We start from the raw sequence: 17,232 nt of genomic DNA, 5'->3' as shown, positions 1-17,232 counted from the left end.
TGGGTGGAGTTGACCGGTACTAATAGGCCGAGGGCTTGTCCTCAGTTGCTCGCGTCCACTGTGTTAGTTCTGAAGTAACGAACTCCCACACCCCGTTTGGGGTGGCTGGTTGTAGTTCGGATATCTTCATAGTGTTTCGGTGGTCATAGCGTTAGGGAAACGCCCGGTTACATTCCGAACCCGGAAGCTAAGCCTTTCAGCGCCGATGGTACTGCAGGGGGGACCCTGTGGGAGAGTAGGACGCCGCCGAACAATTTTTAGCCTCAGTCCCCGGACGATAGTGTCCGGGACTGAGGCATTTTTGCGTTTACGGCCTTGTGTGCCTGAAGGGTTATCAGTTCGCTTCTCTCGGTCGGCCCTTGAGGGCCTGTCGGCTCGTCAGTGCCGGTTGGGCATTCCCGCTCGTTCGGGGTATGCTTTATCCCGTTGCCGAGGGGGAAACCCCGAAGCGACTGGCCGGCCCCTATAGCTCAGTCGGCAGAGCGTCTCCATGGTAAGGAGAAGGTCAACGGTTCGATTCCGTTTGGGGGCTCAGAGAATGAAGAAGGCCCCCGCCCTAGTGGCGGGGGCCTTCTTCGTTTTTCCATGTGCTCAATCCGTGTGAGGCTCCGGGACGCGCATCGCGAGAATGGCCATGTCGTCGGAGGGCGGCTCCGCGGCGAAGCGTTCGACCGCGCGCATGATGCGGGCGGTGACCGCGCCGGCCGTCAGGCCCGTACACGTGGTGAGTACTTCGGCGAGGCCGTCGTCGCCCAGCATGCGGCTGCCCTCGCGGCGCTCGGTGACGCCGTCGGTGACGCACAGGAGGACATCGCCCGGGTCGAGGGTGACGGTCTCCTCGTACAGCTCGAGGTCCTCCATGACGCCGAGGAGCGGCTGCGGCTCGGCGGCCGGCTCCACCGTGCCGTCCTGGCGGAGGCGCAGCGGGAGGGGGTGGCCGGCGCAGACGACCTTGAGGAGGGCGCTGCCGTCCTCCTGGGGCCACAGCTCGCCGTACAGCAGGGTGAGGAAGCGGCTGCGGGCGCCCTCGTCGAGGATCGCGGCGTTCAGGCGCTCCAGGACCGCGGGGCCGCCGAAGCCCTCACGGGCGAGAAGGCGCAGGGCGTGGCGGGCGAGGCCGGTGACGGCCGCCGCCTCCGGGCCCGTACCGCAGACGTCGCCGATGGCGAAGCCGTACGCGTTGTCGCGGATGGGGAAGAGGTCGTAGAAGTCGCCGCCGACCTCGTTGCCCTCGCCGGCGGCGCGGTAGATCACGTCGACCTCGACGCCGTCGATCTGGGGCAGACCCGGGGGCAGCAGGCTGCGCTGGAGGGACTGGCTGATGGCCATGCGCTCCGAGTACAGGCGGGCGTTGTCCAGGGCGAGGGCGGCTCGGCGGGAGAGGTCCTCGGCGAGCTCCAGGATCTCCTGACGGAAGTGGTCGTCGGACGGCTTGCCCAGGGTGAGCATGCCGATGACGCGGTTGCGGGCGACCAGGGGGAGGACGACGGTCTCCCCGCCGACCGCGGCGGCCGTGGCCAGCGTCGTACCGATCCCGGAGGACACGGGGGAGGAGGCGAGGCCGAGCTCGCGCATGGAGGTGCGCAGGGCCGCCTGGTGGGCGGCGTCGGCGGGGGCCGTCCAGACGCGGGCACCGGGGGACGGGACCGGCTCGGGCGGGGCGATCTTGGAGAGGAGGGCCTTGAGGCCGTCGATGCGCTCCTCGTCCTCGTGCAGCACGTACGAGAGGTACGGCTCCGAAGTCGGGTCGGCGATCGTGTAGACGGCGCACCAGGTGGCCAGGGTCGGGACCGTCATCTGAGCCATCAGGGCCAGGGTCTGGTCGCGGTCGAGGGTGCCGGCGAGCAGGTCGGAGGCCTCGACGAGGAAGCTGAGGGAGCCGCGGCGGAGGCGCTCGAGCTCGCCGAGGCGAGCGGACTCGACGGCGAGGGCGATGCGGTCGGCGGCGAACTGGAGACGGAGTGCCTCCTCGTTCGAGTACCGGCCCGCGGCTTCGGCGGCGACACCGAGGGAGCCGGTGAGGCGGCCCTCGACCTTGAGGGGGACGGTGACGACCGAGCGCATGCCGGTGCCGTTGAGGAGCGGCACGGCGCCGGGGACGGCCGAGAGGTCCTCATGGACGGCGGGCATGCGGGCGGAGGAGTAGCGGCCGGTGCCGGCGGCCTCCACGGGGACGCGGGCGAAGCGCTGGCGGGCGGAGGGCAGGCCGGTGGTGGCCCGTACCTCGAGTTCCGTCTCGTCGTCGGTGGCGAGGAGGAGGAAGGCGGCGTCGCCGTCCAGCATGTCGCGGGCGCGTTCGACGGTGCGCTGCAGGAGGCCGTCGAGGTCGTCGGGGGCGGGGGAGCCGATGAAGACCTCGAAGGGGTCCGTGGTGCGGCTCTCGTTGCTGGAGTCGACCGGGGTGCGCTGGGGGGACTGGAGGACGGCGCGTTCGTAGTCCCGTACGAGGAGGCAGACGGTGGACGGTTCGCCGTTGGTGTCGCGTACCCGCAGGTGGGAGGCGTAGACGGGGACGACGCGGCCGTCGGTGCCGCGGATGCCGTAGCTGCCCTCCCAGCGCGAGAGGCGGAGGGCCTCGGCGATGCCGGTGCCGATGCCGGGGGTGTGGGGCCAGGCGGCGAAGTCGCCCAGGGGCTTGCCGACGACCTGGTCGGCGGCGTATCCGAAGAGGTGCTCGGCGTCCTCGTTCCAGGCGGTGATGGCGCCGCTGCGGTCGATCTGGGCGACGGCGACGCGGACCCGGTCGTCGGCGACCGGGAGGAGGTCGACCGGCAGGACGGGGCCCGCGGAGCGGGTGCCCACGGGGCGTTCGGGCAGGTCGAGCTGGAACCAGACCTGTTTGCGGGTGGGGGAGTACTCCACGCCCCAGCGGGAGGCCAGGGCGGCGCACAGGAGCAGTCCGCGGCCGTTCTCGCTGTCCGGGTTGCTCAGGGAGAGGCCGGCGCCCTGGAGCGGGACCTCGCGCTCCGGGTAGCGGTCGGCGACCTCGATGCGTACGCCGTTCTCCGTGCGCAGGCACAGGACGTCGGCGGCGGTGCCGGCGTGGATGACGGCGTTCGTCACGAGTTCGCTGGTCAGGACCACGGCGTCGTCGACGACGTCGGTGTACCCCCAGCCCTGCAGGGTGTCCCGGACGAAGGCCCGGGCGGTCGCCACGGACCGTCCCACGGGTTCGAAGGTGGCGGCCGCCCGAGCGGTGATCACAGAACTCCTCGTACGCGTCTCGACGCCCGGCTCTGCCATGATCGGCCCTGCCCCTCCCCGGTGCCCGGTGGTCTCACAGCGTCGCGCCGCCCCTGCCGGGCGGACCGGGGCGGTTGGACAGCCGGATGCCAGGTTACTTACCTTCGCTGTCCGGGCGGATGGTGGTCACCGCTGTTTCCGTCCCCCGAGGACGGGGACGTTATGCGAAGCTGCCGAACTGTTATGGCCTGGTTCTGTCGTGGTGAAACACTGGGAAGGCTTCCAGCGGCAGTGGGGAGCGGAAATGCCCGAGCAGTACGGTCAACCCCTTCGGGAGGGACACGGTGGAGTCTGGCGTGACGGCGCGGGGCGGTAGCACGCGCGCGAAGGGCGGGCGGCCCCGGAGTGGTGGGACCGTCGAGGTGGACGCCGCTGCCCTGGACCGGCTGCTGGCGGCCCTGGTGTCGATGCGGGACGGCAATTTCCGCAAGCGGCTGACCGTGACCGGTGACGGGGTGATGGCGGAGATCTCCGCCGTCTTCAATGAGGTCGCCGACCGGAAACTGCATCTGACCGGTGAGCTGTCCCGGGTCCGGCGGATGGTCGGCCGGGAGGGCAAGCTGTCCGAGCGGCTGGAGGTCGGGGCCAGCGAGGGCGCGTGGGCGCAGGCCATCGAGGCCGCGAACGCGCTGGTGGACGACATGACCCGGCCGGTCTCCGAGGTCGGGCGGGTGCTGTCCGCGGTGGCGGAGGGTGACCTCGACCAGCGGATGGAGTTGCGTTCGGAGGGTACCGACGGGTCGGCGCGTCCGCTGCGGGGCGAGTTCCTGAAGGTCGCCCGTACGGTGAACAACCTGGTCGACCAGTTGTCGGCGTTCACCGACGAGGTGACGCGGGTGGCGCTGGAGGTCGGTACCGAGGGCAAGCTGGGCGGTCAGGCGCAGGTGCGCGGTATGTCGGGTTCGTGGAAGGACCTGACCGACTCGGTCAACACCATGGCGTACCGGCTGACCGCTCAGGTGCGGGACATCGCCCTGGTGACGACGGCGGTCGCGAAGGGGGATCTGTCGCGGAAGGTCACCGTCCATGTGGCCGGCGAGATGCTCCAGCTGAAGAACACCGTCAACACGATGGTGGATCAGCTGTCGTCGTTCTCCTCCGAGGTCACGCGGGTGGCGCGTGAGGTGGGTACGGAGGGTGAGCTGGGCGGCCAGGCCGAGGTGCCGGGTGTGGCCGGTGTGTGGAAGGACCTGACCGACTCCGTCAACACGATGGCGGGGAACCTGACGTCCCAGGTGCGGGGTATCGCCGAGGTGACGACGGCGGTCGCGAACGGTGACCTGTCACAGAAGGTGACGGTGAGCGCGCGGGGCGAGGTGGCGCAGCTGGCCGACACGATCAACCAGATGACCGAGACGCTGCGTACCTTCGCCGACGAGGTGACGCGGGTGGCCAGCGAGGTCGGCGCCGAGGGGCTGCTGGGCGGTCAGGCGCAGGTGCCGGGCGCGGCGGGCACGTGGAAAGACCTGACCGATTCGGTGAACACGGTCTTCCGGAACCTGACGACGCAGGTGCGGGACATCGCGCAGGTGACGACGGCGGTCGCGAACGGTGATCTGTCGCAGAAGGTCACGGTCGATGTGGCCGGTGAGATGCTGGAGTTGAAGAACACCGTCAACACGATGGTGGACCAGCTCTCGGCATTCGGTTCCGAAGTGACCCGTGTGGCGCGGGAGGTGGGCGTCGAGGGCCGGCTGGGCGGCCAGGCGGAGGTGCCGGGTGCGGCGGGGACGTGGAAGGACCTCACCGACTCGGTGAACACGGCGTTCCGCAACCTCACCGGTCAGGTGCGGGACATCGCGCAGGTGACGACGGCGGTCGCGAACGGCGACCTGTCGCAGAAGGTCACCGTCGATGTCGCGGGTGAGATGCTGGAGTTGAAGAACACCGTCAACACGATGGTGGCGCAGCTCTCGTCGTTCGCCGACCAGGTGACGCGGATGGCTCGGGACGTGGGCACGGAGGGCCGGCTCGGCGGGCAGGCGCGCGTACCGGGTGTCTCCGGTACGTGGAAGGAGCTGACCGACTCCGTCAACTTCATGGCCGGCAACCTCACTTCGCAGGTGCGTCAGATCGCGCAGGTGACGACGGCGGTGGCGCGGGGTGACCTGTCGCAGAAGATCGACGTGGACGCGCGCGGCGAGATCCTGGAGCTGAAGAACACCATCAACACGATGGTGGACCAGCTCTCCGCGTTCGCGGAGCAGGTGACCCGGGTGGCGCGTGAGGTGGGCACGGACGGGCGGCTCGGCGGGCAGGCGCAGGTGCCGGGCGTCGCCGGTGTGTGGCGCGACCTGACGGACTCGGTGAACGGCATGGCCGGGAACCTCACGGCCCAGGTGCGCAACATCGCCCAGGTCGCCACCGCGGTGGCGCGGGGTGACCTGTCGCAGAAGATCGACGTGGACGCGCGCGGCGAGATCCTGGAGCTGAAGAACACCCTCAACACGATGGTGGACCAGCTGTCCAACTTCGCCGAACAGGTGACCCGGGTGGCCCGTGAGGTGGGTACCGAGGGCATCCTGGGCGGTCAGGCCGAGGTGCAGGGCGTCTCCGGCACCTGGAAGGACCTGACCCAGTCCGTCAACTCGATGGCGAACAACCTCACCTCTCAGGTGCGGAACATCGCCGAGGTGACCACGGCGGTCGCGAAGGGCGATCTGTCGAAGAAGATCACCGTCGACGCCCGGGGCGAGATCCTCGACCTGGTGACCACCGTCAACACGATGGTGGACCAGCTCTCCAACTTCGCCGACGAGGTGACGCGAGTCGCCCGCGAGGTGGGTACCGAGGGCATCCTCGGCGGCCAGGCCCGGGTGCGGGGCGTGACCGGCATCTGGAAGGACCTGAGCGACAACGTCAACGTGATGGCCAACAACCTGACCTCGCAGGTGCGGAACATCTCGCGGGTGTCGTCGGCCGTCGCCAACGGCGACCTGACCAAGAAGGTCACGGTGGAGGCGCGCGGCGAGGTCGCCGAGCTCGCCGACACGGTCAACACGATGGTGACGACGCTGTCCTCGTTCGCCGACGAGGTGACGCGGGTGGCCCGCGAGGTGGGTACGGAGGGTGAGCTGGGCGGCCAGGCCCGGGTGCCGGGTGTCTCCGGCACGTGGAAGGACCTGACCGAGTCGGTGAACTCGATGGCGTCCAACCTGACCGGTCAGGTGCGCCAGATCGCCACGGTCACCACCGCCATCGCCAAGGGCGATCTCACCAAGAAGATCGACATCGACGCCCGCGGTGAGATCCAGGAGCTGAAGAACACCATCAACACGATGGTCGACCAGCTCTCGTCGTTCGCCGAGGAGGTCACGCGCGTCGCCCGCGAGGTGGGTACGGAGGGCATCCTCGGTGGCCAGGCCCGGGTGCGGGACGTCGACGGCACGTGGCGCGACCTGACCGAGTCGGTGAACGAGATGGCCGGGAACCTGACCCGGCAGGTGCGTGCCATCGCGGCCGTCGCCACGGCGGTGACCCGGGGTGACCTCAACCTCAAGATCGATGTGGACGCGGCGGGCGAGATCCAGGTCCTCCAGGACAACATCAACACGATGATCGCCAACCTGCGTGACACCACGCTGGCCAACGAGGAGCAGGACTGGCTGAAGGGCAACCTCGCCCGGATCTCCGGTCTGATGCAGGGGCGGCGCGACCTCGACGACGTGGCCTCGCTGATCATGAGCGAGCTCACCCCGGTCGTCTCGGCGCAGCACGGCGCGTTCTTCCTGGCGATGCCGACCGGCGGCGGCAACGAGATCGGGGCGGACGAGGACGGCTCGTACGAGCTGGTCATGCGCGGGAGCTACGGCTACTCGTCCGGGGCGATGCCCACGTCGTTCCGGCCCGGCGAGACGCTGATCGGTACGGCGGCCGAGGAGAAGCGGACCATCCAGGTCAACGTACCGCCGGGTTACCTGAAGATCTCCTCCGGGCTCGGTGAGGCGGCCCCGGCGCATGTGATCGTGCTGCCCGTGCTGTTCGAGGGGAAGGTCCTGGGGGTGATCGAGCTGGCGTCGTTCCAGCCCTTCACGCAGATCCAGCGGGACTTCCTCAACCAGATCGCCGAGATGATCGCCACGAGCGTCAACACGATCAGCGTCAACACCAAGACCGAGGTGCTGCTCAAGCAGTCGCAGGAGCTCACCGAGCAGCTGCGCGAGCGGTCGGCCGAACTGGAGAGCCGCCAGAAGGCGCTTCAGGACTCCAACGCCGAACTGGAGGAGAAGGCCGAGCTGCTGGCGCAGCAGAACCGCGACATCGAGGTGAAGAACACCGAGATCGAAGAGGCGCGGCAGGTGCTGGAGGAGCGGGCCGAACAGCTCGCCGTCTCCATGCGCTACAAGTCCGAGTTCCTGGCGAACATGTCGCACGAGCTGCGTACGCCGCTGAACTCGCTGCTCATCCTGGCGAAGCTGCTCGCGGACAACGCGGACGGGAACCTGTCGCCCAAGCAGGTCGAGTTCGCCGAGACGATCCACGGGGCGGGTTCGGACCTGCTCCAGCTGATCAACGACATCCTGGACCTGTCGAAGGTCGAGGCGGGCAAGATGGACGTCAGCCCGACACGGATCGCGCTGGTGCAGCTCGTCGACTACGTGGAGGCGACCTTCCGGCCGCTGACCGCCGAGAAGGGACTCGACTTCTCGGTGCGGGTCTCGCCGGAGCTGCCGGCCACGCTCCACACCGACGAGCAGCGGCTGCTCCAGGTGCTGCGGAACCTGCTGTCGAACGCGGTGAAGTTCACCGACAGCGGTGCGGTGGAGCTGGTGATCCGGCCGGCCAAGGCGGACGTGCCGCAGTCGATCCGGGAGCAGCTGCTGGAGGCCGGTTCGCTGCGCGACCCGGAGGGTGACCTGATCGCCTTCTCGGTGACGGACACCGGGATCGGCATCGCGGCCAGCAAGATGCGGGTGATCTTCGAGGCGTTCAAGCAGGCGGACGGCACGACCAGCCGCAAGTACGGCGGTACGGGTCTGGGGCTGTCGATCAGCCGGGAGATCGCCCGCCTGCTGGGCGGCGAGATCCACGCGGCGAGCGAGCCGGGCCGCGGCTCCACCTTCACGCTGTACCTGCCGCTGCACCCGAGCGAGCTGCCGCCGCAGGGCTACGGGCACGGGTCGGTGACCGACCTCCACCCGGGTGCCGAGGACGGGGCGCTGGACGCGCACGGGCTGCTCGCTTCGGGCGCCGGTCCGGAGCACTCCGAGCGTCGTTCGGGAGCGGGCGCCCTGTTCCGGCACCGCCGGAGGGCTGCGCTGGGCGCGGCGGAGCAGCGGACCGCGCTGCCGGGCCAGCCGGGTCAGGCCGGTCAGCCCGCCGGTGCGGCGGCGCCCTCCGGGGCTTCCGGGACCTCGGGTGGCTCGGGGGCTGCCGAGGCGTGGGGGGCGGCCGGGCAGGAGGCGAGCGAGCCGAGGCGCAGCTTCGCGTTCCACGGCGAGAAGGTGCTGATCGTCGACGACGACATCCGCAATGTCTTCGCGCTCACCAGCGTGCTGGAGCAGCACGGGCTGTCGGTGCTGTACGCGGAGAACGGCCGTGAGGGCATCGAAGTCCTGGAGCAGCACGACGATGTGACGGTCGTACTGATGGACATCATGATGCCCGAGATGGACGGCTATGCGACGACGACCGCGATCCGCCGGATGCCGCAGTTCGCCGGCCTGCCGATCATCGCGCTCACCGCGAAGGCGATGAAGGGCGACCGGGAGAAGGCGATCGAGTCGGGCGCTTCCGATTACGTTACGAAGCCGGTGGATCCGGATCATCTGCTCTCGGTGATGGAGCAGTGGATGAGCGGAGAGTGAGCAGAGGAGGGCAAAAACCTGGCGAGTTGCTGACTGAGTGTGGTCGAAAGCGTGTGAGAGGGCCGGATTCGGGGAACCTTCTGGTCTCCCACCGCGTTTCTGCTACGTGCACAGTGACATCGCGGTGACAGGGTGTGGTGACAGGCGGGGTGCGGCTACCATGACCGGCACAAGGACGGACGGCGCAAGGGAGTCGTCCCCTGGGGCGGCGCCCGGCCAACTGCCGGGGCGAGGAGGACGGGCCATGGTGCAGAAGGCCAAGATCCTCCTGGTCGATGACCGACCGGAGAATCTGCTGGCGCTGGAGGCCATCCTCTCTGCGCTCGATCAGACGCTGGTGCGGGCATCGTCAGGGGAGGAAGCGCTCAAAGCGCTGCTGACGGACGACTTCGCGGTCATTCTGCTGGACGTCCAGATGCCAGGTATGGACGGTTTCGAGACCGCCGCGCACATCAAGCGTCGGGAACGGACACGGGACATCCCGATCATCTTCCTGACGGCGATCAACCACGGCCCGCACCACACCTTCCGGGGGTACGCGGCGGGGGCCGTCGACTACATCTCCAAGCCCTTCGACCCCTGGGTGCTGCGCGCCAAGGTCTCCGTCTTCGTCGAGCTGTACATGAAGAACTGTCAGCTGCGCGAGCAGGCCGCGCTGCTGCGGCTCCAGCTCGAGGGCGGCCAGGGCGGAGCCGTCAAGGAGTCCGCCGGCCTCCTGGCGGAACTGTCCGCACGGCTCGCCGCAGTTGAGGAGCAGGCGGAGGCGCTGTCCAAGCAACTCGACGACGACTCGGCGGACGCCGCCGCCGTCGCCACCGCCGCGCACCTCGAGCGCAAGCTCACCGGACTGCGCAGGGCGCTGGACGCGCTCGAACCGGGCACCGGGAGCGGTGGCTCCCCCACACTGCCGGCACAGAACTGACCCTGCTGCCGGCACGGAACTGACCCTACTGTCGGCGCAGAACTGACCCTTCACCACAGGGAAGGCGGGCGTGATGCCTCCCGGTTGAACGGCCGTCAGCTTTGCGCAACGTCCTGCACGACACGAACGGGTGAAGCGGTGGGCACACGTGTCCACCGCGCCCCACACCGGTAACCTCACCACCATGGCCTCACGTACGTCCGGCAAGGGTTCCCAGGGCACGGCGGGCACCGCGCAGCCGCGCGCCGGCCGTGCGACCGGTGCTGCGAACGCGGCCAAGAAGGCGGCCATGGGAAAGCCCCCCGCGAAGAAGACCGTGCCCGTGAAGGCGGCCAAGCCCGCCGCGAAGAGCGCGAAGAAGGCGCCCGCCAGGAAGCCGCCCGCCAAGCGGGCACCCGCGAAGAAGGCCGCGCCCAAACCGGCATCGTCGCCGACGGCCGGCGTCAACCGGCTGGTGCGCGCCCTGTGGCTGGGCCTCGCGCACGCGGTCGGCGCCCTGTTCCGCGGCATAGGGCGCGGCGCCAAAGGACTCGACCCGGCGCACCGCAAGGACGGCCTCGCCCTGCTCCTGCTCGGCGTCTCGCTGATCGTCGCCGCCGGCACCTGGGCCAACCTGCAGGGCCCGGTCGGCGACCTGGTCGAGATGCTGGTGACCGGCGCCTTCGGCCGGCTCGACCTGCTCGTCCCGCTCCTCATCGGCGCGATCGCCATCCGGCTCATCCTCCACCCCGAGAAGCCCGAGGCCAACGGGCGGATCGTCATCGGGCTGTCCGCGCTCGTCATCGGCGTGCTCGGCCAGGTCCACATCGCCTGCGGCTCACCCGGGCGCGACCTCGGCAGCGAGGCGGTACGGGACGCGGGCGGTCTCATCGGCTGGGGCGCCTCCAAGCCGCTGATCTTCATGATGGGCGAGGTCCTCGCCGTACCGATGCTGGTGCTGCTCACCGTCTTCGGGCTGCTCGTCGTCACGGCCACACCCGTCAACGCCATCCCGCAGCGCCTCCGGGCGCTCGGGGTGCGGCTGGGCATCGTCGAGCCCGCGCCCGGCGTGGTGGGTGTGGACGACGAGCGGTACGACGACCAGTGGCGCGATGCCCTGCCCGCCCGGTCCCGGCGGGCCGGTGCGCAGCCCGGGGTGTACGACCCCGAGGACGCCGAGGAGGAGGCACTCACCCGGCGCAGGCGGCCCCGGAAGGCGGCCGCGCCCGCGGAACCCGAGTTCGACCGGCCCATGGACGCCGTGGACGTCGCCGCGGCCGCCGCCGCGGCGCTGGACGGGGCCGTGCTCAACGGCATGCCGCCCTCGCCGCTGGTCGCCGACCTGACGCGGGACGTGACCGGTGACCGCGAGCGGGAGGCACGGGAGGCGCGGGGCGGCCGGTCGGCCAAGCGCGGTGACACCGGCTCCGTACCGCCCGCGCGGGAGGCGGAGACGCCCGGAGGGCTCGTACCGGACCTCACCAAGCCCGCCCCCGTCCGTGACGAGCCGGAGGGTCTGCCGCCGCGTGCCGAGCAGCTCCGGCTCGCCGGGGACATCACGTACGCCCTGCCGTCGCTGAACCTGCTGGAGCGCGGCGGGCCCGGCAAGACGCGCAGCGCGGCCAATGACGCGATCGTCGCGTCGCTGACGACCGTCTTCTCGGAGTTCAAGGTCGACGCGGCCGTCACCGGCTTCACCCGCGGCCCGACGGTCACCCGGTACGAGGTCGAGCTCGGCCCGGCCGTGAAGGTCGAGCGGATCACGGCGCTGACGAAGAACATCGCGTACGCGGTCGCCAGCCCGGACGTACGGATCATCTCGCCGATCCCCGGCAAGTCCGCCGTCGGCATCGAGATCCCGAACACCGACCGCGAGATGGTCAACCTCGGCGACGTGCTGCGCCTCGCGGACGCCGCCGAGGACGACCACCCGATGCTGGTCGCGCTCGGCAAGGACGTCGAGGGCGGCTACGTGATGGCCAACCTGGCGAAGATGCCGCACATCCTCGTCGCCGGTGCCACCGGCTCCGGCAAGTCGTCGTGCATCAACTGCCTGATCACCTCGGTGATGATAAGGGCGACCCCCGAGGACGTACGGATGGTGCTGGTCGACCCCAAGCGGGTCGAGCTGACCGCGTACGAGGGAATCCCGCACCTGATCACGCCGATCATCACCAACCCCAAGCGGGCCGCCGAGGCCCTCCAGTGGGTCGTGCGGGAGATGGACCTGCGCTACGACGACCTCGCGGCGTACGGGTACCGGCACATCGACGACTTCAACGCCGCCGTACGGGCCGGGAAGGTCAAGCCGCCGGAGGGCAGCGAACGCGAGCTCCAGCCGTACCCGTACCTGCTCGTCATCGTCGACGAGCTGGCCGACCTGATGATGGTCGCGCCGAGGGACGTCGAAGACGCGATCGTCCGCATCACGCAGCTGGCGCGGGCCGCCGGCATCCACCTGGTGCTGGCCACCCAGCGGCCGTCGGTCGACGTCGTCACCGGTCTGATCAAGGCGAACGTGCCGTCCCGGCTCGCCTTCGCCACCTCGTCCCTCGCCGACAGCCGGGTCATCCTGGACCAGCCGGGCGCCGAGAAGCTCATCGGCAAGGGCGATGGCCTGTTCCTGCCCATGGGGGCCAACAAACCCATCCGAATGCAGGGCGCCTTCGTCACCGAGGAAGAGGTCCAGGCGGTCGTACAGCACTGCAAGGACCAGATGGCCCCGGTGTTCCGGGACGACGTCACGGTCGGTACGAAGCAGAAGAAGGAGATCGACGAGGACATCGGCGACGACCTGGACCTGCTGTGCCAGGCCGCCGAGCTGGTCGTCACCACACAGTTCGGCTCCACCTCGATGCTCCAGCGCAAGCTGCGCGTGGGCTTCGCCAAGGCGGGCCGGCTGATGGACCTGATGGAGTCGCGGAACATCGTCGGGCCGAGCGAGGGCTCCAAGGCGCGGGACGTCCTTGTCAAACCGGATGAGCTGGATGGAGTACTCGCTGTCATCCGTGGGGAGTCGGACTCGTAGGACTCTCACTCGTTAGGGAATCGTGAGCAACCGTTTCCCCCTCTTGTACGTCAAGTTGGAGGGAGCGGGCGGAAACTAGTTGTCCCGCCCCTCGGGCGCACGCCATTCCGATGGCGTACAAAGTGCGTCCGCCCGGTTGCTCCACCCTTTCGTACCACCCATAGACTGAACCTCCAGCAGGTGGTTACACGCTCGAAAGGCGCCCTCGTGTCCATCGGCAACTCCCCCGAAGACGACCGGCCTTCGACCCCCGACGCCACGGATGTCCCGGATGTCCCTGACACCCCTGAGGACGACCGGCCCTCGATCGGCCGTGCGCTCCAGCAGGCACGCATCGCCGCCGACCTGACGGTCGAGGAGGTCAGCACCTCCACGCGCGTCCGCATCCCGATCGTGCACGCGATCGAGGAGGACGACTTCTCGCGCTGCGGCGGCGACGTGTACGCCCGTGGCCATATCCGTACGCTCGCGCGTGCGGTCGGCCTCGATCCCGTGGCCCTGGTCGAGCAGTACGACGCCGCGCACGGTGGCCGCCCGGCCCCGACGCCCGCCGCTCCGCTGTTCGAGGCCGAACGCATCCGCCCGGAGCGGCGGCGGCCCAACTGGACCGCCGCCATGGTCGCCGCGATCGTCGCGGTGATCGGCTTCGTGGGCTTCACCCTGTTCAACGGGGAGGGCGGCGGCTCCCGGAGCACCAACGTCGCCGAGGGCCCGGCCCCGGCGCAGAAGGCCACCGGCAAGCCGAAGCCGCCCAAGGCGGTCGCCCCGCCGCCCGCGCCCTCGGAGAGCGCCATCGCGGCCGTCCCCAAGGACAAGGTGACGGTCAAGCTCACCGCGACCGACGACAAGAGCTGGATTTCGGCCAAGGCGCGCGACGGCAAGCTGCTCTTCGACGGGCTGCTGCTGAAGGGTGACTCCAAGACGTTCCAGGACGACGAACGGCTGGACCTCATCCTGGGCAACGCCGGCGCGATCGAGCTCTTCGTGAACGGCAAGAAGGTCGAGGACGAGTTCGAGGCCGGCCAGGTCGAGCGCCTGACCTACACCAAGGGCGACCCTCAGGTCGGCTGACCGTTGGCGGCTGACGGCTGACGGCTGACGGCTGACGGCTGACGGCTGACGGCTGACGGCTGACGGCTGGGGCTGGCGGCTGGCGCTGCTGATGGTCGGCGGTTGACGGCTGGGGCCGGCGGCTGGGTGGCCGGCGGTTGGCAGCCGGCGGGTGGGAGGCGTCGGGGCGCCCGGACGGTGGGGTTGTCGGGTCGGCGGGTCGGCGGGTCGGCGGGATGTCCGGTCCTCGCCGCGGTTCGGCGGGCTCGGGGCGCCGGGACGGTGGGGTCGGGTTTTGGCCCCGGAGGCGGGGCCCGGCGTCGGTCGGGCCCGGTGGGGCGGTTCCGTCCACGGGGTGGGCGGGGCCGGTGGACGGTTCCGTCCGTGGGCGGGCGGGGCCGGGGCGGACCACTGGGTCGGGTGGTTTGGGGAGCGGGGCGGTGGGGGGCGCTTCGGGCGTGACCCCTGAGCGGTGGGGGTGTCGCTGGGACGAAGTAGTCTTGAGTCCATGCCCGAACGCCGTACCGTCGCCCTTGTCACACTTGGCTGCGCCCGTAACGAGGTGGACTCGGAGGAGCTCGCAGGCCGCTTGGCAGCGGACGGCTGGGAGCTCGTCGAGGAAGCCGCCGACGCGGATGTCGCGGTCGTCAACACCTGTGGCTTCGTCGAGGCCGCCAAGAAGGACTCCGTCGACGCCCTGCTCGAAGCCAATGATCTGAAGGACCACGGCAGGACCCAGGCCGTCGTCGCCGTGGGCTGCATGGCCGAGCGGTACGGCAAGGAGCTCGCCGAAGCGCTTCCCGAAGCCGACGGCGTGCTGGGCTTCGACGACTACGCCGACATCTCCGGCCGCCTCCAGACCATCCTCAGCGGCGGCAGCGTGGAGGCCCACACCCCGCGCGACCGGCGCAAGCTGCTGCCGCTCAGCCCCGTGCAGCGGCAGGACGCCGCCGCCGAGGTCGCCCTGCCGGGCCACTCCCAGGAGCCGGCTCCCGCACCGGAGGACCTGCCCGAGGGCGTCGCTCCGGCGTCCGGGCCGCGCGCCCCGCTGCGCCGCAGGCTCGACACCAGCCCGGTCGCCTCGGTGAAGCTGGCCTCCGGCTGCGACCGCCGCTGCTCGTTCTGCGCCATCCCGTCCTTCCGGGGCTCCTTCGTGTCCCGGCGCCCCAGCGACGTCCTCGGCGAGACGCGCTGGCTGGCCGAGCAGGGCGTGAAGGAGATCATGCTGGTCTCCGAGAACAACACCTCGTACGGCAAGGACCTCGGCGACATCCGCCTCCTGGAGACCCTGCTGCCGGAGCTGGCGGCGGTCGACGGGATCGAGCGTGTTCGCGTGAGCTACCTGCAGCCCGCCGAGATGCGTCCCGGACTCATCGACGTTCTGACGTCGACGGAGAAGGTCGCCCCGTACTTCGATCTGTCCTTCCAGCACTCGGCGCCCGGTGTGCTGCGCTCCATGCGGCGCTTCGGCGACACCGACCGGTTCCTGGAGCTGCTGGACACCATCCGCGGCAAGGCTCCGCAGGCCGGTGTGCGGTCCAACTTCATCGTCGGGTTCCCCGGCGAGAGCGAGGAGGACTTCGCGGAGCTGGAACGCTTCATCACGCACGCCCGGCTCGATGCCATCGGCGTGTTCGGGTACTCGGACGAGGACGGCACGGAAGCCGCCACGTACGAGAACAAGCTCGACCAGGAGATCGTCGACGAGCGGCTCGCGCACCTGTCGCGACTTGCCGAGGAGCTGACCGCCCAGCGGGCGGAGGAGCGGCTCGGCGAGACCCTGGAGGTGCTGGTCGAGTCGGTGGACGAGACGCCGGACGGGGACGGCGCCGTCGGGCGCGCCGCGCACCAGGCGCCGGAGACCGACGGCCAGGTGGTCTTCACGACGGCCGAGGGCCTGGTGCCCGGCCGTATGGTCACGGCCAAGGTCGTCGGCACGGAGGGCGTCGACCTGGTGGCGCAGTGCCTTGAGGAGGCGGGCAGATGACCGGAGCCCCGGCATCCGCGGCGGGCGGTACGGGTAGGCCCGCGCCCGGCGGCAAGCTGGGCGCCGCGGCCGTCAATCAGGCCAGCCTGTGGAACATCGCCAACATCCTCACCATGGTGCGGCTGGTCCTGGTGCCGGGCTTCGTGGTGCTCATGCTGCAGGACGGCGGGTACGACCCGGCCTGGCGCGCCTGGGCATGGGCGGCGTTCGCCGTCGCCATGATCACCGACATCTTCGACGGGCACCTGGCCAGGGCGTACAACCTGGTCACCGACTTCGGGAAGATCGCCGATCCGATCGCCGACAAGGCGATCATGGCCGCCGGGCTGATCTGTCTCTCGGCGCTCGGGGACCTGCCCTGGTGGGTGACCGGAGTGATCCTCTTCCGGGAGCTCGGGATCACACTGATGCGGTTCTGGGTGATTCGGCACGGAGTCATTCCGGCCAGTCGCGGCGGCAAGATGAAGACGCTGGCGCAGGGTACGGCGGTCGGTATGTACGTTCTGATGCTGACCGGACCCCTCGCGACACTCCGCTTCTGGGTGATGGCGGTGGCCGTCGTGCTGACGGTCGTGACCGGGCTCGACTATGTGCGACAGGCGGTGGTCCTGCGACGTCAGGGACTCGCCGCCGAGCGCGCGGAACGGGCGCGGGAGCGCTCCGAGAGGGAGCCGGGACGATGAACGCGGCAGCGCGCGCTCTGACCCTCCTTGCGGAGAGTAATCAGACGGTCGCTGTCGCGGAGTCGCTCACCGGTGGCCTGGTGGCGGCGGAACTGACCTCCGTGCCCGGCGCCTCGAAGTCCTTCCGGGGCTCGGTCACGGCGTACGCGACCGCGCTGAAGCAGGACCTCCTCGGCGTCGACGCGGACCTGCTCGCCCAGCGCGGAGCCGTCGATCCGGAGGTTGCGCTGCAGATGGCGGCAGGAGTGCGGGCCCGGCTGGAGGCCGGATGGGGGATCGCGACCACCGGTGTCGCGGGGCCCGAACCGCAGGACGGACAGCCGGTGGGCACCGTGTACGTGGCCGTCTGTGGGCCGGTCGGCGGCCCCCTCGGTGCGGGGAAAGTCGCCGCACTGCGATTGAACGGCGACCGGGCGGAAATTCGTAGAGAGAGTGTACGGAGCGTGCTGGAACTGCTCGTGGGCGAACTCTCGGAGAATGCGCGGGCACAGGATACGGAACAGAACGGGGGGAACTGATGTTTGCAGCCCTGA

General features: G+C 70.0%; 8 protein-coding genes, 1 tRNA gene and 1 rRNA gene. 9 read left to right on the top strand and 1 reads right to left on the bottom strand.

Annotated elements, in window-relative coordinates; genetic code table 11:
* The first annotated feature begins 135 nt into the window (after positions 1-135).
* A 5S ribosomal RNA gene (gene rrf / locus ACZ6C1_RS10860) occupies positions 136-252 on the top strand.
* Positions 253-459: 207 nt separating this feature from the next.
* Positions 460-532, top strand: a tRNA-Thr gene (locus tag ACZ6C1_RS10855).
* A gap of 59 nt (positions 533-591) precedes the next feature.
* Here ACZ6C1_RS10855 and ACZ6C1_RS10850 read toward each other — a convergent pair.
* Positions 592-3,243 (bottom strand): SpoIIE family protein phosphatase, encoded by a 2,652-nt coding sequence (locus ACZ6C1_RS10850; RefSeq protein ID WP_469239860.1) that lies wholly within the window; start codon positions 3,241-3,243, stop codon positions 592-594.
* Positions 3,244-3,650: 407 nt separating this feature from the next.
* On the opposite strand from ACZ6C1_RS10850, the gene ACZ6C1_RS10845 reads away from it, so the two are divergent.
* The 7 genes from ACZ6C1_RS10845 (at position 3,651) to ACZ6C1_RS10815 (ending at position 17,217) form a co-directional block, all read left to right on the top strand.
* Entirely contained in the window at positions 3,651-9,050 is a 5,400-nt protein-coding gene (locus ACZ6C1_RS10845) for a HAMP domain-containing protein (RefSeq protein ID WP_469239892.1), read from the top strand.
* Between the two features lie 244 nt (positions 9,051-9,294).
* Complete coding sequence (locus ACZ6C1_RS10840; RefSeq protein ID WP_469239858.1) at positions 9,295-9,972, top strand: response regulator; 678 nt, start codon at positions 9,295-9,297, stop codon at positions 9,970-9,972.
* 184 nt (positions 9,973-10,156) lie between these two features.
* Positions 10,157-12,979 carry a DNA translocase FtsK gene (locus ACZ6C1_RS10835; RefSeq protein WP_469239856.1) on the top strand — a complete coding sequence of 941 codons (2,823 nt, stop codon included), beginning with the start codon at positions 10,157-10,159 and terminating at the stop codon, positions 12,977-12,979.
* A gap of 213 nt (positions 12,980-13,192) precedes the next feature.
* Positions 13,193-14,050 (top strand): helix-turn-helix domain-containing protein, encoded by an 858-nt coding sequence (locus ACZ6C1_RS10830; protein WP_469239890.1) that lies wholly within the window; start codon positions 13,193-13,195, stop codon positions 14,048-14,050.
* A 487-nt stretch (positions 14,051-14,537) separates the two neighbouring features.
* The gene (gene rimO / locus ACZ6C1_RS10825; RefSeq protein WP_469239854.1) at positions 14,538-16,016 is read left to right on the top strand and encodes a 30S ribosomal protein S12 methylthiotransferase RimO; all 1,479 of its coding nucleotides are present in this window, start codon (positions 14,538-14,540) and stop codon (positions 16,014-16,016) included.
* The gene (gene pgsA / locus ACZ6C1_RS10820; RefSeq protein ID WP_469239852.1) at positions 16,013-16,699 is read left to right on the top strand and encodes a CDP-diacylglycerol--glycerol-3-phosphate 3-phosphatidyltransferase; all 687 of its coding nucleotides are present in this window, start codon (positions 16,013-16,015) and stop codon (positions 16,697-16,699) included. Before rimO ends, pgsA begins: the two co-directional genes overlap by 4 nt.
* Positions 16,696-17,217: a CinA family protein gene (locus ACZ6C1_RS10815; protein WP_469239850.1), complete on the top strand. Its 522-nt coding sequence runs from the start codon at positions 16,696-16,698 to the stop codon at positions 17,215-17,217. The genes pgsA and ACZ6C1_RS10815 overlap by 4 nt, the downstream gene beginning before the upstream one ends.
* The last annotated feature ends 15 nt before the right edge of the window (positions 17,218-17,232 follow it).

Source organism: Streptomyces sp. NPDC041796, assembly GCF_055590785.1.
This window is presented reverse-complemented; position numbering and strand designations above follow the sequence as displayed.

What these genes read in the sequence shown, in the direction of transcription:
- ACZ6C1_RS10815 (WP_469239850.1), top strand. Translation starts at nt 16,696, where the DNA reads ATGAACGCGGCAGCGCGCGCTCTGACCCTCCTTGCGGAGAGTAATCAG.
- ACZ6C1_RS10850 (WP_469239860.1), bottom strand. Translation starts at nt 3,243, where the DNA reads ATGGCAGAGCCGGGCGTCGAGACGCGTACGAGGAGTTCTGTGATCACC.
- rimO (WP_469239854.1), top strand. Translation starts at nt 14,538, where the DNA reads ATGCCCGAACGCCGTACCGTCGCCCTTGTCACACTTGGCTGCGCCCGT.
- ACZ6C1_RS10845 (WP_469239892.1), top strand. Translation starts at nt 3,651, where the DNA reads ATGCGGGACGGCAATTTCCGCAAGCGGCTGACCGTGACCGGTGACGGG.
- ACZ6C1_RS10840 (WP_469239858.1), top strand. Translation starts at nt 9,295, where the DNA reads ATGGTGCAGAAGGCCAAGATCCTCCTGGTCGATGACCGACCGGAGAAT.
- ACZ6C1_RS10835 (WP_469239856.1), top strand. Translation starts at nt 10,157, where the DNA reads ATGGCCTCACGTACGTCCGGCAAGGGTTCCCAGGGCACGGCGGGCACC.
- pgsA (WP_469239852.1), top strand. Translation starts at nt 16,013, where the DNA reads ATGACCGGAGCCCCGGCATCCGCGGCGGGCGGTACGGGTAGGCCCGCG.